The organism is Kitasatospora sp. HUAS MG31, assembly GCF_040571325.1.
Classification (GTDB): Bacteria; Actinomycetota; Actinomycetes; order Streptomycetales; family Streptomycetaceae; genus Kitasatospora; species Kitasatospora camelliae.
This window is the reverse complement of record NZ_CP159872.1, coordinates 5,987,460-6,008,742: the sequence shown is the minus strand read 5'-3', so window position 1 is coordinate 6,008,742 and position 21,283 is coordinate 5,987,460. Positions and strand designations below refer to the sequence as shown.

Here is a 21,283-nt window from a genome sequence, read left to right as displayed (position 1 = left end):
CAACATCCATGCACCTCAACGGCGGTGCGGGATGGAGCTATCCACGCCCTGACGGACCGTCCGACTCCTCCAGCCGGCGGCCCTCCCGGGCGGTCTCGGCGAGGATCCGGGCCACCTGGGCGGGGGTGGTGCGCGGGTTCAGCAGGGTGAGTTTCAGTCGCACCCGACCGGGCCCGGTGCCCGGCAGTTCGGTGCGGCCGATCACAGCCCGTCCCGAGCGCAGCAGGGCCCGGCGCAGCTCCCCGTTCAGCCGGTCGCTCGCGGCGGGGGCGTCCGTCCGGGGACGGTAGCGGAACACCACGGTGGTGAGCTGCGGCTCGGTGGCCAGTTCCAGGGCGGGCTCGGCGCGGACGGCCTCGGCGGCCGCGCGGGCCAGGTCGTGGCAGGCGTCGACCATCCGGCCGAGCCCCTCGCGGCCCAGCGTCCGCAGGGTGACGGCGAGTTTGAAGGCGTCGGGACGTCGGGTGGTGCGCAGCGAGCGGCCGAGCAGGCTGGGGTAGCCGGCCTCCTCGTCGTCCGCCGGGTTGAGGTAGACCGCGCGGCGGGCCAGCGGCGCGTACGTCTCGGCGCGGCGGACCAGGAACACCCCGGCGGGGACCGGCTGCCAGCCGAGCTTGTGCCAGTCCAGCGAGAGGGAGTCCGCCGCGGCGATCCCGGTCAGCAGCGGGGCCAGCCGGTCGGAGAGCAGCGCTCCCCCGCCGTACGCGGCGTCCACGTGCAGCCAGGCACCGTACCGGGCGGCCAGCTCGGCGGCCTCGGGCAGCGGGTCCACCGCGCCGGTGTCGGTGGTGCCGGCGGTGGCGACCACGGCGATCGGGCGGCCGCCCTCCCGGACGGTGGCGGCCAGTTCCGCGGCGAGGGCGGCCGGGTCCATCCGCAGCGCGCGGTCGACCGGCACGGCCCGGACGGCCCGCTCGCCGAGGCCCAGGACGGCGGCGGCCCGCTGCACCGAGAAGTGGGCGGCCTCCGAGGCCAGGATCCGCGGGCGGACCCCGGACGGCAGGCCGTCCAGGGCGACCCCGGCGCCGAGCACCGCCTCCCGGGCCAGCAGCAGGCCCATCAGGTTGGACTCGGTGCCGCCCGAGGTGAACACCCCGGCCGAACGGGCCGGGTCGTAGCCGGCCAGGGCGGCGAGCTCGGCCAGCAGCGCGGTCTCCAGGGCGGTGGCGGCGGGCGCCTGGTCCCAGGAGTCCTGGGAGGGGTTGAGCGCGTCCACGGCCAGGTCGGCGGCGACCGCCACGGCCAGCGGCGGGCAGTGCAGGTGGGCGGCGCAGGCCGGGTCGGCGGGGTCGGCGCTGCCGTAGGCGAGCAGCTCGACCAGTCGGGCGAGGGCGTCCGGGCCGGGCGCGGCCGCCAGGGCCTCGCGGACCTGCTCGGCGACGGCGGCCGGCGGCCCGGCGGGGATCGGGCCGCCGCGCCGGGCCGCGCCGGCGGCGAGCGCCTCCAGCACCTGCCGCAGGAGTGGGAGCAGCGCGGCCGGGCCCGCGGTGCCGCCGGCGGCGGGCGGGTACCCCGGCGGACCGTCGGGGCCCTGCGGCCGCGGGCCCGGGGGCGGGGTGGCACCGCCCTCCGGGCCCGGCTCCGGCGCTCCGGTCACGCGGCGGCTCTGGCGGCGTGCTCGATGGCGTCGGCCAGCCGGTCCAGGACCGCCTCGACCTGCTCGTCGGTGATGGTGAGCGGCGGCAGCAGCCGGAGCACCGCGTCGTGCCGGCCGCCGAGTTCGACGATCAGCCCGCGCTCCAGGCACGCCTCGCGCACCCGGACGGCGAGGGCCGGATCGGCGGGCAGCGCGCCGCAGCCGTCCGGCTCCCCCGCCGGGTCGACCAGTTCGACGCCCAGCATCAGCCCGCGGCCGCGGACGTCGCCGATCACCGGCAGCCGGCCCTTCAGCCCGTCGAGCCGGGCGGCCATCCGGGCGCCGGCCAGCGCGGCCCGCTCCACCAGCCCGTTGGCCGCCACGTACCGCAGGGTGGCGGCGCCGGCCGCCATGGCCAGGGTGTTGCCGCGGAACGTCCCGGTGTGCGCGCCCGGCCGCCAGCCGTCGTACTCCTCCCGGTAGACCACCACCGCCAGCGGCAGGCTGCCGCCGATCGCCTTGGAGAGCACCATCGCGTCGGGCAGGATCCCGCTGTGCTCCACCGCCCACATGGCGCCGGTGCGGCCGACGCCGGTCTGCACCTCGTCGACGATCAGCGGGATGCGGCGCTCGGCGGTGATCCGGCGCATCGCGCGCAGCCAGCCGTCCGGCGCCGGGACGACGCCGCCCTCCCCCTGCACCGCCTCCAGGATCATCGCCGCGGGCGGCACCACCCCGCCCGACGGATCGTCCAGCAGCCGCTCGGTGTACGCCGCCGACAGCTCCGCCCCGCGCTCCCCGCCCACCCCGAACGGGCAGCGGTACGGGTACGGGTACGGCAGCCGGGTGACCTCTCCCCCGCCCGGCAGCGGCTCCTTCACCGCCACGCTGCCGGTCACCGCCAGCGCCCCCGCCGTCATCCCGTGGTACGCCCCGGTGAACGCCAGCGCCCCCCGCCGGCCGGTGGCGGTCTGGGTCAGCTTCAGCGCCGCCTCCACCGCGTCGGTGCCCGCCGGACCGCAGAAGTGCACCCGAGCACGCTCGGCGAACTCCCGCGGCAGGCTCTCGAACAGGGCGGTGGTGAAGTCGTCCTTCTCGGCGGTGGCCAGGTCCAGCAGGTGCAGCGGGGCGCCGCTGTCCAGGGTGCGGCGGATCGCGTCCAGCACCACCGGGTGGTTGTGGCCGAGCGCCAGGGTGCCGGCACCGGACAGGCAGTCCAGGTACCGGCGGCCGTCCGCCCCCTCCACCGTCATGCCGTGCGCCCGGACCGGCACGATCGGGAACGACCGGGCATAGGTGCGGGCGGCCGACTCGCGGATGCGCTGACGGCGCAGGATCCCGTCGCCGGCGGGCGTGGCGGTGTCGACAGTGAGGGTCACGTGCGGCTCCCTTGGGTTAGGTAAGCCTAACTTAATCCGAAGGGGGGTTCGCCGACGGCCCGGCCCGCCGACACCACTCGACCGGGTGACACCCCCCGACAAGGACCAACGAGCGAACGGCCGCGGGGGTACGGTCCGCCGGGGGGATTCCGCGCGCCGCACCGGACGACCGGCGGCCCCCGGTACGCTGCCCGGCATGGGACGCGACGACGAGACCGCGGCCGGCGACACCCGGCCGGAGCGGGCCGACCACGCCGCCGAGGTGGCCCGCACCCGGGAGTTCTTCGCCGCCCGGGCGGCCGGCTGGGACGCCAAGTTCCCCGACGACGAACCCCGGTACGCCGCGGCCATCGCCGAACTCGGGCTGACCGAAGGACAGTTCGTGGTGGACGCGGGCTGCGGGACGGGGCGGGCGCTGGGGTTGCTGCGCACCGCGGTGGGGCCCTCCGGCACCGTGCTGGGGGTGGACGTCACGCCCGAGATGATCCGCGAGGCCGCCCGCCGGACGCCGGACGCCGCCCTGCTGGTGGCCGACTGCGGACGGCTCCCGCTCCGCGACGCCGTGGTGGACGCCGTCTTCGGCGCCGGCCTGATCTCCCACCTGCCCGGCCCCGACACCGGTCTGCGCGAACTCGCCCGGATCACCCGCCCCGGCGGCGCCCTCGCCCTCTACCACCCCATCGGCCGTGCCGCCCTCGCCGCCCGCCACGGCCGCGCCCTCACCCCCGACGACCTCCGCGCCGAACCCAACCTCCGCCCCCTCCTCACCACCACCGGCTGGCACCTCACCACCTACACCGACACCCCCGACCGCTACCTCGCCCTCGCCACCCGCACCTGACGCACCCGCTCATTCCCTGAGGGGTTCGCCGATCAGGCGGGCGGCGCGCCCTTGCGCCAGCGGTAGGAGAGTTCGGGGCGGCCGACCTGTCCGTACTGGGGTTCGCGGGCGGCGAGGCCGGTGTCGACGAGGTGTTCGAGGTAGCGGCGGGCGGTGATGCGGGAGACGCCTGCCGCCGCGCCGGCAGCGGCGGCGGAGATGCCGCCGGCGGCGTCCCGCAGGACCCCCGCCACCGCTTCCAGCGTCGGCGCGCTCAGTCCCTTGGGCAGGCTTGACCGTTCGGAGGTCCGCAGGATCGCGAACGCCTGGTCCACCTCGTCCTGCCCGGTGGCGTCGCCGGCCCGGGCGAGGCTGCGCCGGTAGCGGGCGTAGCTCTCCAGCCGGTCGTGCAGGGCGGCGCTGCTGAACGGCTTCAGCAGGTACTGCACCACCCCGGCGGAGACGGCCTGCCGGACCATCGCCAGGTCGCGGGCGGAGGTGACGGCGATGATGTCGGCGCCGTGCCCGGCGGCCCGGAGGGTGCGGCAGAGGTTGAGCCCGTGGCCGTCCGGCAGGTAGAGGTCGAGCAGGATCAGGTCGACGGGGGTGCCGGCGCCGCGGGTGCGGTCGAGCAGGCGGAGGGCGTCGGCGCAGGTGTGGACGGTCCCGGCGGCCGTGAACCCGGGGGTGCGCTGGACGTACAGGGTGTGGGCGGCCGCCGCGACCGGATCGTCCTCGACCACCAGCACGGAGATCACCGGACCGCCTCCCGCACGCCGAGCGGCAGCCGTACCGTCAGCACGGCACCCCCCACGCCCTCGGCATCCCCGGCGCCCCCGGCCGAAGCGACGGCACCGACGCCCCCGAGTTCCACCGTCCCGCCGTTGCGGCGGGCGGTCTGGGCGACGAGGGCGAGGCCGAGGCCGTGGCCGTTCTGCTTGGTGGTCCAGCCGCGCCGGAAGACCTCCTCCGCGGCGGCGGGGTCGATGCCGGCGCCGCTGTCGGCGACCCGGAGCAGCAGTTCGCCGTGGTCGGCGCGGGCGGTGACGGTGACCTCGGGGGCGCGGGCGGCGGCGTTCTCGATGGCGGCGTCCACGGCGTTGTCGATGAGGTTGCCGAGCAGGGTGACCAGGTCACGGGCGGGCAGTTCGGGGGGCAGGACGCCGTCGTCGATCCGGCTGTCCCCGGTCATCACCAGGTCGACCCCGCGTTCGGCGGCCTGGGCGGCCTTGCCGAGGAGCAGGGCTGCGAGCACGGGTTCGCCGACGGCGTCGACGACGCGGTCGGTGAGCTGCTGGGCGAGGGCGAGTTCGGCGGTGGCGAACTCCACGGCCTCGCGGTGGCGGCCGAGTTCGATCAGCGAGACCACCGCGTGCAGCCGGTTGGCGGCTTCGTGGGCCTGGGCGCTGAGTGCCTCGGCGAAGCCGCGGACGGAGTCCAGTTCGCCGGTGAGTGCCTGGAGTTCGGTGTGGTCGCGGAGGGTGACCACGGTGCCGAGGCCGGGGTCGACGGCGGAGGTGTTGAGCACCACGACCCGTTCGGCGGTGAGGTGGATCTGGTCGCGGACCGGGCCGGTGTCGAGCAGGGCCCGCTCCAGCGAGCCGGGCAGGCCGAGTTCGGCCACCGGGACGCCGTCCAGCGGGCCCTGGAGGGCGAGGAGTTCGCGGGCGGCGTCGTTGCAGAGCACCACCCGGTGGTCGCGGTCGAGGAGCACCAGGCCCTCGCGGACGGAGTGCAGGGTGGCCTGGTGGTAGTCGTACAGGTGGCTGAGTTCGGCGGCGCCCATGCCGTGGGTGTGGCGGCGGAGCCGGGCGTTGGCGAGGTAGGTGCCGAGGCCGCCGAGGGCGAGCGCGCCGCCGGCCACGCCGGTCAGGGCGAGCAGCGGTCCGCGCAGCTGGGAGCTGATGGCGTCCACGGTGATGCCGGCCGAGACCAGGGCGACGACCCGCTGGCCGTCGCGGACCGGGACGACCACCCGGACGGAGGGGCCGAGGGTGCCGGTGTAGGTCTCGGTGACGGTGCCGCCGGCCAGGGCCTGGTCGATGTGGCCGAGGAACGGCCGGCCGATCTTGGCCGGGTCGCGGTGGGCCCACCGGGTGCCGTGGGTGTCCATGACGGTGACGAAGTCCACGCCGCTGTCCTGGCGGACCCGCTCGGCGTACGGCTGGAGGACGGCGGGCGGGTCGGCGGTGGCGGCGGCCTCGCGGACGGTCGGCGCGTCGGCGACCGCCCAGGCGGCGGCGGTGACCTGGCGCAGCGCGGCCTGTTCGGCGCGGTCGGCGGTGAACAGGTACGCCAGGACGGTGCCGCCGGCGACCACGGCGGCGACGATCACGATCTGCACCGCGAAGAGCTGCCCGGCGAGGCTGCGCAGGCGGCGGCGCGGCGGGCGGGTGGGGTGCGGGGCGGCCATGCCAGACAGTGTGCCTGGCCTGCGGCGGGAGGCAAGGGGCGGCGGCGGTGGAGCGGTGTGAACTCTATGAACGCAAACGTGACGGGCGTCACGTCCGGAGCCGATAGTCGTCAGCGGCCCGTCCACCCGGGGCCGCAGGACAGCAGGGCGAAGGAGCCGAACCCATGACGAGCGCTGGAGCAGTCCGGACCAGACGTGCCGACCGCACCCACTACCTCTACCTGGCGGTGATCGCCGCGGTGCTCGCGGGCATCGCGGTCGGCCTGGTGGCACCGGAGTTCGCGGTGGAGCTGAAGCCGGTGGGCACCGGCTTCGTCAACCTGATCAAGATGATGATCAGCCCGGTGATCTTCTGCACCATCGTGCTGGGGGTCGGCTCGGTCACCAAGGCGGCCAAGGTGGGCCGGGTCGGCGGGCTGGCACTCGGCTACTTCCTGCTGATGTCCACGGTGGCCCTCGGCATCGGCCTGGTGGTGGGCAACCTGCTGGAGCCGGGCTCCGGGCTGCACCTGACCAGCGCGCTGGCCAAGTCGGGCCAGGCCCAGGCCACGGCCGGGCACGCCCAGAACACCACGGAGTTCCTGCTCGGGATCATCCCGACCACGCTGTTCTCGGCACTGACCGAGGGCAAGGTGCTGCAGACCCTGCTGGTGGCCCTGCTGGCCGGGTTCGCGCTGCAGGCGATGGGCGCGACCGGCGCTCCGGTGCTCCGCGGCATCGAGCACCTGCAGCGGCTGGTGTTCCGGATCATGTCGATGATCATGTGGCTGGCCCCTGTCGGCGCGTTCGGCGCGATCGCCGCCGTGGTCGGCGCCACCGGGGTCGCGGCGCTGAAGAGCCTCGCGGTCATCATGATCGGCTTCTACCTGACCTGCGTGCTGTTCGTGGTGCTGGTGCTGGGCGGGCTGCTGCGGCTGGTCGCCGGGGTCAACGTGTTCAAGCTGCTGCGCTACCTCGGCCGGGAGTTCCTGCTGATCCTCTCCACCTCCTCCTCGGAGAGCGCGCTGCCCCGCCTGATCGCCAAGATGGAGCACCTGGGAGTGAGCCGCCCGGTGGTCGGCATCACCGTCCCGACCGGCTACAGCTTCAACCTGGACGGCACCGCGATCTACCTGACGATGGCCTCGATCTTCATCTCCGAGGCGCTGGACAAGCCGATGTCGCTGGGGCAGCAGCTCTCCCTGCTGCTCTTCATGGTGATCGCCAGCAAGGGCGCGGCCGGGGTCACCGGCGCGGGCCTGGCCACCCTGGCCGGCGGCCTGCAGTCGCACCGGCCGGAGCTGGTGGACGGCGTCGGCCTGATCGTCGGCATCGACCGGTTCATGTCCGAGGCCCGGGCGCTCACCAACTTCGCCGGCAACGCCGTGGCCACCGTGCTGATCGGCCACTGGACGAAGGAGCTGGACCGCGGCCGGCTGACCGAGGTGCTGGCCGGCCGGCTCCCGTTCGACGAGACCACCCTGGTCGACGACGGGCACCCGGCCACCCCGGTCCCGTCCCAGCCGGCCACCCCCGACCTGGAGAAGACCGCCTCCTGACCGCCCCCCGATCTCCGGCCCGACGCCGCTCCCCCACCCCCGGAGCAGCGCCGGGCCGGGGCCTATTCTGAGGAAAAGGGGGCCGACGGCACGGATCGAGGTTCGCCATGCTGCAGGAGAACAAGACCTGGTCCTCCGGGAACTGGCAGGTCAACCCGAGCAACGTCGAGGAGTTCGTGCAGGCGTGGCGGGACTTCCTCGGCTGGACCAAGGAGGCCAACGAGGGCTTCCTGGGCGCCCGGTTGATCCAGGACCTGGCGAACCCGAACCACTTCGTCTCCTTCGCCGCCTGGGAGAGCATCGACGCCATGCGGGCGTGGCAGGGCAGCGCGGGCTTCACCGAGCGCTTCCAGGCCTGCTACGCGCTCTGCGAGGACATGCACAGCGGCGGCTACGAGCTGTCCGTGGCGGTCTGAGCCCGGGCTACACCCGGGCGGCGCCGCTGACCGCCCAGGCGAGGCCGCTGGCCGGGTCCTCCACGGCCAGGTGCAGGTAGCAGAGTTCGTCCTCGGCCTCGCACCAGGTGAAGCAGCGCGCCCGTTCCACCAGCGCGGTCACCTCCGGGACGGACGGCCGCCGCGCGCCGGTCATCGCGGCGAGCAGCCGCCACACCGCCAGCCGCCCCTGGGCGGTGCCCAGCGCGGGCGCCGCCGAGGCGGTCTGCACCAGCACCGGGTAGACCGCGCCGAACGGCAGGAAACCGGCGGTCGGCCGCGGCTCGTCCGGCAGCTCCGGGTCGCCCCCGGCGCGGCCGTGGTCCTCGATCAGCCGGGCCGCCGCGTCGGGGGCGGTGCCGCGGACGCAGACGGCCCGGGCCCAGGGCGCCAGGGCGTCCAGCAGTCGGGTGGCCGCCAGGCCCGGGACGGCCGGCGGGGCCGGGGACAGTTCCACCGGGGCGAGGCCCTCCCGGTCGGCGGGCAGGGCGAGCAGCTCGCGGCGGGCCCCGCCGCCCGGCAGGTACGCGCGGACCCGGGCGGCGGGCTCCCACCCGGCCTCCTCCCAGGTCTCCAGGGCGAGCGGGACGCCCTCCTCGTCCGGTTCGGACCCGGCGCCGAGTTCCTCGCCGAGCAGCACCCGGGTGTGCGCGACCAGCCGCCGTACGGGCGCCGGCTCCAGCAGCGGGGCGAGCCGGCGCCAGGTGTGCCGGGTGGCGAGGACCTCCCACAGCGGCCCGGTGTCGTGGTCCGCCACCCCGGCCGCGGTGCCCGGGCCGCCGTCGGCGTCGAACAGCCGGGTGGCCAGCTCGGGCGGCGCCCCGTACGCCACGAGGTGGCCGAGCGGGCCGGCCTCGACCGCGCCCTCGGCCCGGCACCGGCGGTAGTGGCCGAGCAGCTCGGCCCAGCGGCCCTGCTCGGCCAGGGCGCGCGGGGGGACGTCCCGGTGCGTGATCACAGGGCGAGGGTACGTCCCGGCCCCGGCATGCGCCGACAGGACGAGTCCGGTACGTCACCCGCCGGGACGAGCGCCCGGGGCGGCCGGCCCGGGCGCGGGTCAGGCCGGCGGGCGGCCTCCGGTGAGCACCCAGCGGACGTCCACGAAGCCGCTCTGCTGCTCGGTGAGCCGGCCGCCCTTGATCTGCTGGTAGGTCACCCAGGTGTTGGTCAGCCGGGGCGACTCGGCGCTCGGGAGCATGTCGGTCATGCCCCAGTTGAGCGGCGGGGTGGCGCCGCCGGTGTCCAGCGAGTCGCCGCTGTCCAGCTGGGCGCGCAGCGCCTTGGCGGTGAGCGGCTGCCCGGCGGAGTGGATCCGGTCGGCCGCCTGGAGGAACACCTGGTAGGCGACCCAGGTGGTCTGCACCCCGAGGTCGGAGACGTCGATCCGGCGGTCGCCGCCGGCCACCGTGCGCAGGTCGTCCCAGACCTTGGAGGTGGCGGGCGGGTACCAGCCGGTGGCGAGGGCGCCGTCCAGGGCGCCGTTGCCGCCGCTGATGGACTCGATGACGGACTGCTGGACGCTGCCGGCCACCGAGGCGAGCAGGGTGTTGCGCGGCGCGAGCCGGCGGTAGGCGTCCAGCAGCTTGAGGCTGCGCTCCGGGTCGAGGGCGTTGCTGACGCAGCCGCCGCGCTGGTCCTGGCCGAGCGCCTGCCGGGCGACGGCCTGGAAGTCCGGGTCCTTCTCCGGGGTCTTGACGTCCACCAGCCGCACCCCGGTGGGCCGCAGCGCGGTGGACAGGTAGCGGGTGAGGGTGTCGCCGGCCCGGGTGTCCGGCCGGACCAGGGCCACCTGCTTGCAGCCGGCCGCCACCAGTTGGCGGCCGCTGCCGGCGATCAGCGCGGGGGTGCCGCCGGAGACCGGGTACGACAGCGGGCTGCTGAACTCGGCGCCGGACATGCCGTATCCGCCGAGGTACGGGATACCGGCCGCCTCCAGGACCGGCATCACGCCGTCGGCGTGCTCGCCGAAGGCGCCGATCACCGCGACCGCCCGGGCGTCGACGGCCTGCCGGGCGCAGGCCGCGGCGCCCTCGGCGCTGTCCCGCTCGTCGCAGGTGAGCACCCGCAGCCGGTGGCCGTTCAGCCCGCCCCTGGCGGCGAGGTCCCGGCCGATCGCCTCGGCGAGCGCGGTCACCCCCGGCCGGTCGGCCGGCGCCCAGGTCGTCACGGTGTACTCGGTGCCGTCCCCGGCCGCGTCCGCCGGCCCGCCGCAGCCCGCGGCGGCCGGCAGCAGCAGGGCCGCCGCCGTCAGTACCGCCACGGTGGTGCGCCGTGGTCCGCTCCGCCTCGCCATGTGCCCGTCCTCCCTGTCCGTCCCGCCCGGGAAGAGCCAAGCGAGCGCAGCGCACCAACCGGGGGACGGCACGGGAACGGCGGGGGTCCGGCGGCGGAACAGCCGTCGACCTGTCTGACCAACTGTCAATCCGCCTACGGGCGGACGACGTCGGCGAGCATCCGGGCCGCGTGCACGCGTCCGGCGTGCTCCACCAGGTTGACCAGGACGTTCTTGCCGGAGGACCGCTGCCGGGCGTCGCACACCACCACCGGGGTGCCGCCGTCCAGGTCGAGGGCCCGGGCCACCTCCTCCGGCCGGTACTCCCGGGTGCCGGCGAACTGGTTGACCGCGACCACGAACGGGATGCCCCGGTGCTCGAAGAAGTCCACGGCGGGGAAGCAGTCGGTCAGCCGCCGGGTGTCCGCCAGCACCACCGCGCCGAGCGCGCCCTGCGCCAACTCGTCCCACAGGAACCAGAACCGGTCCTGCCCGGGGGTGCCGAACAGGTACACCGACAGGCCCTCGCGGATGGTGATCCGGCCGAAGTCCATGGCCACCGTGGTGGTGGTCTTCCGTTCCACCCCGTCCAGGTCGTCCACCTCCTCCCCGGCCGCGGTCAGCCGCTCCTCGGTGCGCAGCGGACGGATCTCGCTGACCGAGCCGACCAGGGTGGTCTTGCCCACCCCGAAGCCGCCCGCCACCAGGATCTTGAGGGCGAGCACCGGGCTGTCAGAGGGCGCGGAGTCCATCGATGACCTCCTTCAGGACCTGCTCGTCGGGGAGCAGGGCGGGCGGGACGGGCCGGCTGACCCGGATGAACGCGGTCTCCAGCAGGTCGCCCAGCAGCACCCGCACCACGCCGAGCGGCAGGTCCAGCGCGGAGGCGATCTCGGCCACCGACAGGGCGTTGTCCCGGCACAGGTCGAGGATCACGCCCTGCTCCGGGCCGACCGGCGGCTCCGGCTCGGCCGGCACGGCGGTGACCACCAGGGCGATCAGGTCGAACTCGGCCCCGCCGGGCCGGGTCCGGCCCCCGGTGACGGCGTACGGGCGGACCATCGGTCCGGCCGCGTCGTCGAACCACTGGGCGGGCTGCTCCGGGCCCGGCGGGTAGCCGAACGGCGTGCCGGGCAGGTACCGGCGCGGCGGGTACGCCACCGACCTCACCCCCCGTCCGTGCCGCGCGGTGCCGCGTACAGGTGCTCGCCGACCCGGCGGACCAGCCGGGCCATCTCGTAGGCCACCAGGCCGAGATCGGCGTCGGCGTCGGAGAACACGGCCAGGCAGGTGCCCTCGCCGGCGGCGGCCACCAGCAGGTAGCCGCGCTCCAGCTCGACCATGGTCTGCCGGACCTCGCCGGCGTCGAACTGGCGGCCCGCGCCCTTGGCGAGGCTGTGGAAGCCGGAGGCGACCGCCGCGAGGTGCTCGCCGTCCTCCCGGCCCAGGCCGGCCGAGGTGCCCATGGCCAGGCCGTCCGAGGAGAGCATCACGGCGAATCTCACCTGGGCGACCCGGGAGACCAGCTCGTCGAGCAGCCAGTTGAGCTCGCCCGCGGGGTGCGTGGTGCCGGTGGTCATCGACTCTCTCCTCGGTCGGCGCGGAAGGTGGACGGGCGCTGCTCCTTGCCGCGCGCCCAGCCCTGTTGGAAGGCGGACATCGCCGCGCGGGCCTCCTCCGGGCTGCGCCCGGCGGGGGTGGCGGCCGCCCGCGGCCGGGGCTGCGGACGGGCCGGAGCCTCGCGCAGCTGGGGCACCAGGCTGGCCTGCCGGACCCGGCGCGGGAGCCGGCCGTCGGTCTCGCCGGCGGCGGGCCCGGCGGGGGTTCCGGCGGCGGTCCCGGAGGCGGGGACGGCGGACGGCGGGCCGACCGGCCGGGCGGGGCCGGGGAACGGGATCGGCCGCACCCCCGGCGGGACGGCCGGCAGACCCGGCGCGACCGGCGGCTCGGCGGCCGCGGGCGCCGCGACGGGCTCGGGTGCGTTGACGGCGGCCGGCGGGGGAACGGCCGCCGGCGCGGGAACGGTCACCGGCTCCGGCTCGGCGTCCGCACCGGTCTGCAGCAGGGCGGTGGGCAGCAGCACCACGGCGGTGGTCCCGCCGTACGCGGAGGGGCGCAGCGCCACCCGGACCTGGTGCCGCCGGGCCAGCCGGCTGACCACGAACAGCCCGAGCCGGTCGCTGTCGAACAGGTCGAGCTGTTCGGCGGCCCCGATCCGGCGGTTGGCGTCGGCCAGCGCCTCGGGGCCCATGCCGAGGCCGCGGTCCTCGATCTCCAGCGCGTAGCCGTTGCCGACCTGTTCGCCGCGGATGTGCACCCGGGTGTGCGGGGGCGAGAACCCGGTGGCGTTCTCGACCAGTTCGGCGATCAGGTGGGTGAGGTCGGCGACGGCGTGCCCGCCGACCGCGGCCCTGGGCATCCGGTGCAGCTCGACCCTGGCGTACTCCTCGACCTCGGCGACGGCCGCGCGGACCACGTCGGTCAGCGGGACGGGCCGCCGCCAGGCCCGGCCGGGGGTGGCGCCGGAGAGGATGATCAGGCCCTCGGCGTGGCGGCGCATCCGGGTGGTGAGGTGGTCGAGCCGGAAGAGGTCGTCGAGCTCCGCCGGGTCCTCGGTGCGGCGTTCCATGGCGTCCAGCAGGGTGAGCTGGCGGTGCACCAGGACCTGGCTGCGCCGGGCGAGGTTGACGAACACGCCGGAGACGCCGGAGAGCACCTCGGCCCGTTCCACCGCGGCGGTGACGGCGGCCCGCCGTACGGTCTCCAGGGCGCCGTGCACCTGTCCGATCTCGTCCTCGCCGGGCGGCTGCCGCGGGGCGTCGGCCTCCGGGTCGACCTCCTCGCCGGCCCGCAGCCGGCGCATGGTGGCCGGGAGGGTGCGGCCGGCCAGCTCCAGGGCCGAGTTCCGCAGCCCGGTCAGTTCGGCGACCAGGCCGCTGCCGATCCGGACCGAGATCAGCAGCGAGGCGAGCACGGCGGCCAGGCCCAGCAGCACGGCGGCGCCGGAGGGGGTGGACAGGCCCATGGCGGACGGCCGGGAGCGTTCGGCGGCGGCCGTGGCGGCGTCGGCGGAGACCGTGCGCAGCGCGCGGGCGACGCCGTCCGCGGAGACCGCCCAGCGGTCGGCTCCGACGGCGGCGACCGCGGCCTTCCCGTCCTCGGCGTTCCTGACCGCGTCCTCCAGCCGGAGCAGGTCCTGGTAGTCGGCGCCGGCGGCGACGGCCTGCAGGGCGGTCCGGTCGGCGGGCCGCAGGTCGGCGGCGCTGGTCCGTTCGAAGAGGCGGCGGGCGTACACGGTGGCGGCGAAGTCGCGGTGCTGGTCCTCGGCGAGCCGGCCGGCGGCCTGGCCGGCCCGCAGCAGGGCGTCCTCGCGGGCGAGCAGTTCGCGGGAGCGGGCGAACTCCAGCAGGACCCGGGCGTCGGAGGCGGCCCGGTCGTCGCGGAGCGCGGTGAGGGCGCCGGCCACGTCCAGGGCGCGGTCGACGGCGGTGCCGTAGGCGGCGTACACCTCGGGCCAGGCGGCGTTGCGGGTGAGGACCCGCAGGCGCAGGTCGGGGAGGGCGGCGACGGCGGTGGTGAGGGCGTCCACCCGGGCGGCGGCCTCGGGGCCGAGGCCCTCGGCGTCGGCGCGGTTGTAGCCGGGGCCGAGGGCGAGCGGGGTGACGGCCCGGTCGGTGGCGGCGGCGGCCTCGCGCAGGGCGCTCTCCCGGGCGGCGCCGGGGGTGGCAAGCAGCTGTCCGGCGGCGGCGCGTTCGGCCTGGAGTCCGGCGGCGGCCGCCTCGACGGGCCGCAGCAGGGCGGCGTCGATGGTCCTGGCCTGGAGCCGGGCCCGGACCTCGCCGGCGGTGGTGACGGTGGCGAAGGCCCACAGGGCCATCACGGACACCACCGGGACCATCAGCAGGGCCACGATCCTGGCCCGGACGGTGCGCGGGCGCAGTCCGGCCGGGAGGGTCCGCGGGGTGTCGGCCGGGCCGCGTCCGCTCTCGGTCCGGTCCTCCCGGGCGGGCGGTCCGGCGTGGGCGCCGCGTCGCCGTCCGCCGGGCCCGGGTCGGACCGGGCCGCGGGCGGTGCCGGGGGCGGCCGGCGGTGCGGTACGGGGGGTGCCGCGGCGTTCGCGCATGGGGTGGTGGCCTTTCGGGTCGGGGGGCGGCGTCCCGGGCGGGTCGGACGCGGACACGGCTACGCCGCGCGGCGGAGTTCGGCGAAGTCGGCTTCCTCGATGGCGAGTTCGCCGGCCTCGCGGTAGGCGGCGCGCTCCTGGGCGGTCGGGGAGAGGGCGACGAAGGCGGAGGTGAGGAAGAGGAAGGAGCCGAGCCCGACGGCCAGCGGGAAGACGAACTGCATCGGGGTGGCGCCGGCGAGTTCGGTCCGGGCGGGGTGCATCTCGACGTGGACGGCGGCCATGCCGGTGTAGTGCATGCAGGAGACCGCGACGCCCATGACCAGGGCGGCGCCGCCGGCCGCGACCACGTTGCGGATGGTGACGGCGGCCCAGAGCGCGGCGGTGGCGGCGCCGACCGCGATCAGCACGGACAGTCCGACCGTGCCGGGGTCGTAGCCGAGGGTGCCGTGGATCCGGACGGCCGCCATGCCGATGTAGTGCATGGCGGCGACCCCGGTCCCGGTGGTGAGGCCGGCGACCAGCAGACTGGGCCTGCGGCGCCGGCCGTAGCCGACGACGAACACGCCGAGGCCGACCACGACCACGGCCACCACCAGGCTGAGCACGGTGAGCGGGACGTCGTAGCGCAGTTCGCTGCCGTCCACGGTGAACCCGAACATGGCCACGAAGTGCATGGTCCAGATGCCGGAGCCGATCGCCGCGGCGGCCGTGATCAGCCAGTTGCGGCGCGAGGTGCCGGTGGCGGCCAGGGCGCGCAGGGTGCAGCGCAGACCGAGGGCCGCGCCCACGCAGGCCAGCAGGTACGAGACGGTCGGGGTGAGCCAGCCGAAGCTGAAGTGGTGCATCGATCCCATCGGGGGCCTCCGAGGGGTGACATATGCCGATCGCATGTGCGCGCTCGGTCTCCGATGCGCTGGACGCTACCGAGCGCAGCGGTCCGGTCACCCGAACATCCGGAAAGCCGCCCCGGGCCCGGGTCGCCTGTGCTCGAATAGGCGCCTCCCGTGTGCGCTGGGCGCGCGCCGATGCCGAAGGGGGCGTGCAGCCCCCCGGCCGCACGCCCCCTTCGGGGTCCCTCTACCGGCGCGCGGTCAGCCGGATCCGCACCGGTCCGCGGGCCTCCAGGGTGATGCCCTGGCCGAGCGCCACGTCCAGGTCCAGCGCCGCCACCTCGAAGGCGCGCAGCAGGACGGCCAGCCCGAGCACCGACTCCAGCATCGAGAAGTGCTGGCCGATGCAGGCCCGGGGCCCGCCGCCGAACGGGAACCAGGCGTACCGGTGCCGGGCCGCCTCCCGCTCGGGGGTGAACCGGTCCGGGTCGAACCGCTCCGGGTCCTCCCAGTGGTCGGGGTGGCGGTGCGTCACCCAGGGCGCCACCAGCACGTCCGAGCCGCCCGGGATGGGGGTGCCGTCCACCACGCAGTCCGCCACGGCCCGGCGGCCGATCGCGGGGGCGGCCGGGAAGAGCCGCATGGCCTCCTTCAGCACCCGGGTGAGGACGGGCAGTTCGTTGAAGTCCTCGGCGGTGGGGCGGCGGCCGTCGCCGAGCAGCGCGTCCACCTCCGCGTGGGCCCGCTTCTGCTCCTCGGGGTACCGGCCCAGCAGGTGCAGGGCGAAGGTGAGCGAGGTGGCGGTGGTCTCGTGACCGGCCAGCAGGAAGATCAGCACCTGCTCGCGCAGCTCGGTCGGGTCCAGCCGCTCGCCGTCCTCGCCGCGGGCCTCGGCGAGCAGTTGCAGCAGGTCGTCGGAGCCGCCGCGACCGCCGCGCTCGGCGATGATCCGGTCGCAGACCGCGTACAGCGCCCGCTCGGCGGCCAGCGCCTCCCGGTTGCCCGGGGTGGGCCAGGTCCGCGGGACGCGCACCGGGGAGAAGCCGCGGGAGCGGATGTAGGCGCCCAGGATCGGGAAGTTGGTGCGGACCGCGTCGATGGCGGCCTCCACGTCCTGGCCGAACAGGATCCGGGAGACCGCGCGCAGCGCGAACCGGGACATCTCGTCGGCGGCGTCCACCACCCCGTCCACCGCCGCCGCCCAGCGCTCGGCCAGCGCCTCGGACTCGATGCCGATCGCCTCCGCGTAGCCGTCCACCCGGCGGCGGGTGAACAGCGGCTGCACCAGGCGGCGCTGGCGCTGGTAGTCGCCGTCCTGGGAGGTCAGCAGGCCGTTGCCGAAGCTCTGCCGGACCTCCTCGTAGAAGGCGTTCTCCTTGCGGAAGTTGGCCGACTGGGTGGCCAGCACCTGCTGGGCGCCCTCGGGGGAGAAGACCATGTAGAACTCGGAGCGCAGCCCGGGCGGCCCGGCCGTGAACCGCACCACGTCCCCGTGGTCGCGACGGGCGTCCCGGTACGCCTGGAGCGGGTCGCGCTTGAGGTCCAGCAGCGAGCCGATCAGCGGGAGACCCGGAGGTCCGGGTATGGGGGTGTCCGGCATGGGCGGCGCCTCCTGGGGGCGAGCGGCTGTCCTGCGTACGCGGATCACGCTAGCTGACCGTCCGTCAGCACAGAAGGCCCCGCCGGGAATCGCTCCCGGCGGGGCCCCGGGCCCGGTCACTCGTACTCGGTGCCGCCCTTGCGGGTCAGGTACGCGCCGCCGACCACCTTGGCGATGGCCCGCCCGCCCAGCACCGGGCTGTGCCGCTCGACCGCCGGGCGGACCACCACGCCCTCGCGGATGTGCAGCTCCCGCCCGGACAGCGTCTCTCGGCCCTCGGCCAGCGCCAGCACGGTCTCGGCCCGGTACGGTCCGCTCCACAACCGGGGCGCCAACGGCAGTTCTCCGTCGAGCAGTTCGGCCGCGTCCAGCCAGCGCAGCTGCCCGTCGACCACGGCCGAGACGTCGAACGCGGCGTAGCCGGGCAGCTCGGCGCGGCCCGAGGCGCCGTAGGTCAGGTCCTGGACGCCGGCGCCGAACACCTCGCCGAACACGCCGATCCGGGAGGCGCCGAGCCGCTCGGCCAGCCGGGCGGCCACCGCGGGGATGTCGTACGCCCGGACGGCGCGCCAGTACAGGTTCTTCGGGTCCTCCTTGAGCGCCAGCCCCTGGGCGCCGATCCCCTTGGAGGAGACCTGCACCCCGCCGCCGTCCGCGTGGTACGTGACCAGGCAGCAACTGCCGTGCAGCTTCTCGGTGACCACCACCGGCTCGCCCGGCTCGAAGACGTCCGGGAACCGCTTGAGGTTCTCGATGTCCACCCAGGGCATCAGGTCCGGGGCCGCCTCGACCTCGCCGTTCATCGCGGTCGGGACCGGCGGCGCCCACTTGGTGACGCCCAGCAGCTCGGCGAAGTCCAGCCCGGCCGCCGCGGCGGCGGCCAGGTCGGTGTCCGCGAGCACCCGCGGCCGGCAGACGATGCCCTGGGAGAGCTCTCCGCGCAGCCGTACCGCCTTGACCCGGTCGGCGTTGCCTCCGGCCAGCTTGCCGGTGAGGCCGAGCTCCTCGATCAGCTCGGCGGGCAGCACCGCCTGCTCCGGGATGTAGACGGCGGCGTCGCCGGTCCGGAACGCACCCTTGGCCACCACCGCGCGGTACAGGCCCACCTGGGCCAGCTCCAGCGCGTCGGCGTTCGGGTGCTCGTGGATGGTCAGCAGCTCGGCCGTGACCCTCAGTGTGGACATCTGTTCCTCCCCGTGGTCGAACTGCCCTCACTCTGGCGGCCGGGGCCCGCGACAGCCACGGATTTTTCCTCCTTGACCCATCGCACATGCGGCTTCCGGAATGGATCACTCCTGGCTTGTGCGATGGAACAGGGGATTTTCGGTGCGCACCTGCGGCACTATGATCGACATTGCCACCGCAGCCCCGCGCCGACCCCCGGCGCGGCAGAAGGGGACCCCGATGACCACCACCCGACGCCGCACCGCCGTCGCCGCCACCGTCCTCGCTCTCGCGGCCGGCCTGACCGCCTGCGGCAGCGGGGCCACGCCGTCGAACTCCCCGGCCACCGCCGACGGCACGGGCGCCGCCAAGCCCACCGGCGCGGTGACCGTGTTCGCGGCCGCCTCGCTCAAGGGGTCCTTCACCGACCTCGGCAAGAAGTTCGAGGCCGCCAACCCCGGAGTCAAGGTCACCTTCAACTTCGGCGGCAGCTCCGCGCTCGCCCAGTCCATCGTCTCCGGCGCCCCGGCCGACGTCTTCGCCGCCGCCAGCCCGGCCACCATGAAGACCGTCACCGACGCCAAGGCCGCCGCCGGCGACCCGAAGGTGTTCGTCCGCAACACCCTGGAGATCGCCGTCCCCAAGGGGAACCCCAGGCACATCACCGGCCTCAAGGACCTCACCGGCGTCAAGACCGCGCTCTGCGCCAAGGAGGTGCCCTGCGGCGCCGCCGCCCTCAAGGCCCTGGAGGCCGGCGGCGTGAACCTCACCCCGGTCACCCTGGAGCAGGACGTCAAGGGCGCCCTCACCAAGGTCGAACTGGGCGAGGTGGACGCCTCCCTCGTGTACAAGACCGACGTCAAGGCCGATGCTGCGAAGATCGACGGTGTGAGCTTCCCCGAGGCCGAGAAGGCCGTGAACGACTACCCGATCGCCGCCCTCGCCAAGGCGCCGAACGCCGCGGCCGCCGCCGCGTTCGTCACCTACATCCGGTCGGCGGAGGCCAAGCAGGTGCTCGGCGAGGCCGGCTTCCAGACTCCGTGAGCCGCACCGCCCCCCGGCACCGCCGACGGATCCCGCTCGCCCTGCTGCTGCCCGCCCTGCTCGGGCTGGCGTTCCTGGTCCTCCCGCTGGTCGGGCTGCTCGTCCGCGCGCCCTGGAGCACGCTTCCCGAGCAGCTCTCCAGCCCGGAGGTCTGGACGGCCCTGCGGCTCTCGCTGATCAGCGCGACCGCGGCCACCGCCGTCTCGCTGGTGGTCGGCGTGCCGCTGGCCTGGCTGCTGGCCCGGACCGAGATCCCCGGACGGCGGTTCATCCGCGCCCTGGTGACCCTGCCGCTGGTGCTGCCACCCGTGGTGGGCGGCGTCGCCCTGCTGCTCGTCCTCGGCCGCAACGGCATCGTCGGCCGCTGGCTGGACTCGGCGTTCGGCATCACCCTGCCCTTCACCACGGGCGGGGTGGTGCTCGCCGAGGCCTTCGTCGCCATGCCCTTCCTGGTGATCAGCGTCGAGGGCGCGCTGCGCGCCGCCGACCCCCGCTACGAGGAGGCCGCCGCCACCCTGGGCGCCTCCCGGCTGACCGCCTTCCGCCGGGTCACCCTGCCGCTGATCGCCCCCGGCATCGCCGCCGGCGCCGTCCTCGCCTGGGCCCGCGCCCTCGGCGAGTTCGGGGCCACCATCACCTTCGCCGGCAACTTCCCCGGCCGGACCCAGACCATGCCGCTCGCCGTCTACCTCGCCATGGAGTCCGAGCCGGAGGCCGCCATCGCGCTCAGCCTGGTCCTGCTCACCGTCTCCGTCGCCGTCCTGGCCGGCCTGCGGGACCGCTGGACCGCGGGCGGGCAGGCATGAACGCCGAGGACGCCCGGCCGGGCGGCCCGCGGCCCGAACCGGGAGGCCCCGCCGTGCACCCGCCCGCCCTCGACGCCCACCTGCGGATCGACCGCGGCGCCTTCCGGCTCGACCTCCCGCTCACCGCCGCCCCCGGCGAGGTGGTCGCCCTGCTCGGACCGAACGGCGCCGGCAAGTCCACCGCCCTGCGCGCCCTGGCCGGCCTCCTCCCGCTCGGTGCCGGCCACCTCCGCCTCGACGGCACCACCCTCGAGGACCCCGCCGCCGGCCTGCACACCCCCGCCGAGGACCGGCCCGTCGGCGTCGTCTTCCAGGACTACCTGCTCTTCCCCCACCTCACCGCCCTCGACAACGTCGCCTTCGGCCTGCGCTGCCGCGGCCTGCGGCGGGCCGCCGCCCGGGCCGAGGCCCTGCCCTGGCTCGACCGCATGGGCCTCGCCGACCACGCCGGCAGCAGACCCGGCAGCCTCTCCGGCGGCCAGGCCCAACGGGTCGCCCTCGCCCGGGCGCTCGCGGTGAAGCCCCGGCTGCTGCTGCTGGACGAGCCGCTGGCCGCCCTGGACGCACGCACCCGGCTGGAGGTCAGGGCCGGACTGCGGCGGCACCTGGCCGCGTTCGACGCCGTGGCGGTACTGGTCACCCACGACCCGCTGGACGCCATGGTGCTGGCCGACCGGCTGGTCGTCATCGAGGACGGCCACGTCGTCCAGGCCGGCCTCCCCGCCGACATCGCCCGCCACCCGCGCACCGACTACATCGCCCGCCTGGTCGGCCTCAACCTCTACCGCGGCATCGCCGACGGCCACCGGGTCACCCTCCCGGACGGCCTCACCCTCACCACCACCGAGGACCTCACCGGCCCCGCGTTCGTCGCCTTCCCGCCCTCCGCGGTCACCCTCTACCGCGAACGCCCCGCCGCCAGCGCCCGCAACCTCTTCCCCCTCACCGTCGCCGGCCTCGACCTCCACGGCGACCAGGTCCGCGTGGACCTCACCGGTCCCCTCCCCCTCGCCGCCGACCTCACCCCCGCCGCCGCCACCGACCTCGACCTCACCCCCGGCACCCCCGTCTGGGCCACCGTCAAAGCCACCCAAACCCACGCCTACCCCGCCTGACCCCCCGCAGCGAACGCACACGGCTACGTCAGGGGCGGGGAACTGCGCGCAGGGGAACGGCAGATGCTGCAACTGGCCCTCGGTGCCCCGATCGAAACCCGGTCCGCCTCCCGAACTCGCGCAGTCCCCCCCCGCCTTGGCGGCTGGGAGGTGCCCCCACCCGCCC

General features: G+C 75.8%; 19 protein-coding genes. 6 read left to right on the top strand and 13 right to left on the bottom strand.

The annotated features are described in order from the left end of the window. Positions 1–37 precede the first annotated feature (37 nt). Both ABWK59_RS26815 and ABWK59_RS26810 read right to left on the bottom strand, forming a co-directional pair. A complete protein-coding gene (locus tag ABWK59_RS26815) occupies positions 38–1,597 on the bottom strand; it encodes a pyridoxal phosphate-dependent decarboxylase family protein (protein WP_354643195.1) in 1,560 nt (519 codons plus the stop codon). Continuing rightward, positions 1,594–2,955: a diaminobutyrate--2-oxoglutarate transaminase family protein gene (locus ABWK59_RS26810; RefSeq protein ID WP_354643194.1), complete on the bottom strand. Its 1,362-nt coding sequence runs from the start codon at positions 2,953–2,955 to the stop codon at positions 1,594–1,596. Before ABWK59_RS26810 ends, ABWK59_RS26815 begins: the two co-directional genes overlap by 4 nt. A 196-nt stretch (positions 2,956–3,151) precedes the next feature. On the opposite strand from ABWK59_RS26810, the gene ABWK59_RS26805 reads away from it, so the two are divergent. Next, positions 3,152–3,796: a class I SAM-dependent methyltransferase gene (locus tag ABWK59_RS26805; RefSeq protein WP_354643193.1), complete on the top strand. Its 645-nt coding sequence runs from the start codon at positions 3,152–3,154 to the stop codon at positions 3,794–3,796. A 32-nt stretch (positions 3,797–3,828) separates the two neighbouring features. Here the strand turns inward: ABWK59_RS26805 and ABWK59_RS26800 are convergent, their stop codons facing one another. Both ABWK59_RS26800 and ABWK59_RS26795 read right to left on the bottom strand, forming a co-directional pair. Then, a complete protein-coding gene (locus tag ABWK59_RS26800) occupies positions 3,829–4,533 on the bottom strand; it encodes a response regulator (RefSeq protein WP_354643192.1) in 705 nt (234 codons plus the stop codon). Next, positions 4,530–6,188, bottom strand: coding sequence for a sensor histidine kinase (locus ABWK59_RS26795; protein WP_354643191.1), 1,659 nt, complete (start codon positions 6,186–6,188; stop codon positions 4,530–4,532). The genes ABWK59_RS26800 and ABWK59_RS26795 overlap by 4 nt, the downstream gene beginning before the upstream one ends. Before the next feature lie 164 nt (positions 6,189–6,352). Between ABWK59_RS26795 and ABWK59_RS26790 the strand changes: the two genes are divergently transcribed. After that, entirely contained in the window at positions 6,353–7,726 is a 1,374-nt protein-coding gene (locus tag ABWK59_RS26790) for a cation:dicarboxylate symporter family transporter (protein ID WP_354643190.1), read from the top strand. 107 nt (positions 7,727–7,833) lie between these two features. Continuing rightward, positions 7,834–8,142, top strand: a complete 309-nt coding sequence (locus ABWK59_RS26785) for an antibiotic biosynthesis monooxygenase family protein (protein ID WP_354643189.1) — start codon at positions 7,834–7,836, stop codon at positions 8,140–8,142. Positions 8,143–8,149: 7 nt separating this feature from the next. On the opposite strand, the gene ABWK59_RS26780 is transcribed toward ABWK59_RS26785, so the two are convergent. The 9 genes from ABWK59_RS26780 to ABWK59_RS26740 all read right to left on the bottom strand — a co-directional run bounded on the left by ABWK59_RS26780 (position 8,150) and on the right by ABWK59_RS26740 (position 18,172). Continuing rightward, positions 8,150–9,118, bottom strand: coding sequence for a hypothetical protein (locus ABWK59_RS26780; RefSeq protein ID WP_354643188.1), 969 nt, complete (start codon positions 9,116–9,118; stop codon positions 8,150–8,152). A gap of 99 nt (positions 9,119–9,217) precedes the next feature. After that, positions 9,218–10,453, bottom strand: a complete 1,236-nt coding sequence (locus ABWK59_RS26775; protein ID WP_354643187.1) for an ABC transporter substrate-binding protein — start codon at positions 10,451–10,453, stop codon at positions 9,218–9,220. 134 nt (positions 10,454–10,587) lie between these two features. After that, positions 10,588–11,184, bottom strand: a complete 597-nt coding sequence (locus ABWK59_RS26770; RefSeq protein WP_354643186.1) for a GTP-binding protein — start codon at positions 11,182–11,184, stop codon at positions 10,588–10,590. Continuing rightward, complete coding sequence (locus tag ABWK59_RS26765) at positions 11,165–11,494, bottom strand: DUF742 domain-containing protein (RefSeq protein ID WP_354645114.1); 330 nt, start codon at positions 11,492–11,494, stop codon at positions 11,165–11,167. The genes ABWK59_RS26770 and ABWK59_RS26765 overlap by 20 nt, the downstream gene beginning before the upstream one ends. Before the next feature lie 104 nt (positions 11,495–11,598). Then, positions 11,599–12,012: a roadblock/LC7 domain-containing protein gene (locus tag ABWK59_RS26760; RefSeq protein WP_354643185.1), complete on the bottom strand. Its 414-nt coding sequence runs from the start codon at positions 12,010–12,012 to the stop codon at positions 11,599–11,601. Continuing rightward, a complete protein-coding gene (locus ABWK59_RS26755; RefSeq protein ID WP_354643184.1) occupies positions 12,009–14,555 on the bottom strand; it encodes a nitrate- and nitrite sensing domain-containing protein in 2,547 nt (848 codons plus the stop codon). The genes ABWK59_RS26760 and ABWK59_RS26755 overlap by 4 nt, the downstream gene beginning before the upstream one ends. 59 nt (positions 14,556–14,614) lie before the next feature. Beyond that, positions 14,615–15,412, bottom strand: a complete 798-nt coding sequence (locus ABWK59_RS26750) for an MHYT domain-containing protein (protein ID WP_354643183.1) — start codon at positions 15,410–15,412, stop codon at positions 14,615–14,617. Positions 15,413–15,635: 223 nt separating this feature from the next. Continuing rightward, positions 15,636–16,988 carry a cytochrome P450 gene (locus ABWK59_RS26745; protein WP_354643182.1) on the bottom strand — a complete coding sequence of 451 codons (1,353 nt, stop codon included), beginning with the start codon at positions 16,986–16,988 and terminating at the stop codon, positions 15,636–15,638. Between the two features lie 116 nt (positions 16,989–17,104). Beyond that, the gene (locus ABWK59_RS26740) at positions 17,105–18,172 is read right to left on the bottom strand and encodes an RNA ligase (ATP) (RefSeq protein WP_354643181.1); all 1,068 of its coding nucleotides are present in this window, start codon (positions 18,170–18,172) and stop codon (positions 17,105–17,107) included. Between the two features lie 220 nt (positions 18,173–18,392). Here ABWK59_RS26740 and modA point away from each other — a divergent pair, with 220 nt between their 5' ends. From modA to ABWK59_RS26725, 3 genes are read left to right on the top strand one after another with little or no spacing between them, the layout of a single operon-like run. Continuing rightward, on the top strand, positions 18,393–19,196 hold the full coding sequence (gene modA, locus ABWK59_RS26735; protein ID WP_354643180.1) for a molybdate ABC transporter substrate-binding protein: 804 nt from the start codon (positions 18,393–18,395) through the stop codon (positions 19,194–19,196). Next, positions 19,193–20,002, top strand: a complete 810-nt coding sequence (locus ABWK59_RS26730) for an ABC transporter permease (RefSeq protein WP_354643179.1) — start codon at positions 19,193–19,195, stop codon at positions 20,000–20,002. Before modA ends, ABWK59_RS26730 begins: the two co-directional genes overlap by 4 nt. After that, entirely contained in the window at positions 19,999–21,117 is a 1,119-nt protein-coding gene (locus tag ABWK59_RS26725; RefSeq protein WP_354643178.1) for an ABC transporter ATP-binding protein, read from the top strand. Before ABWK59_RS26730 ends, ABWK59_RS26725 begins: the two co-directional genes overlap by 4 nt. Positions 21,118–21,283 lie beyond the last annotated feature (166 nt).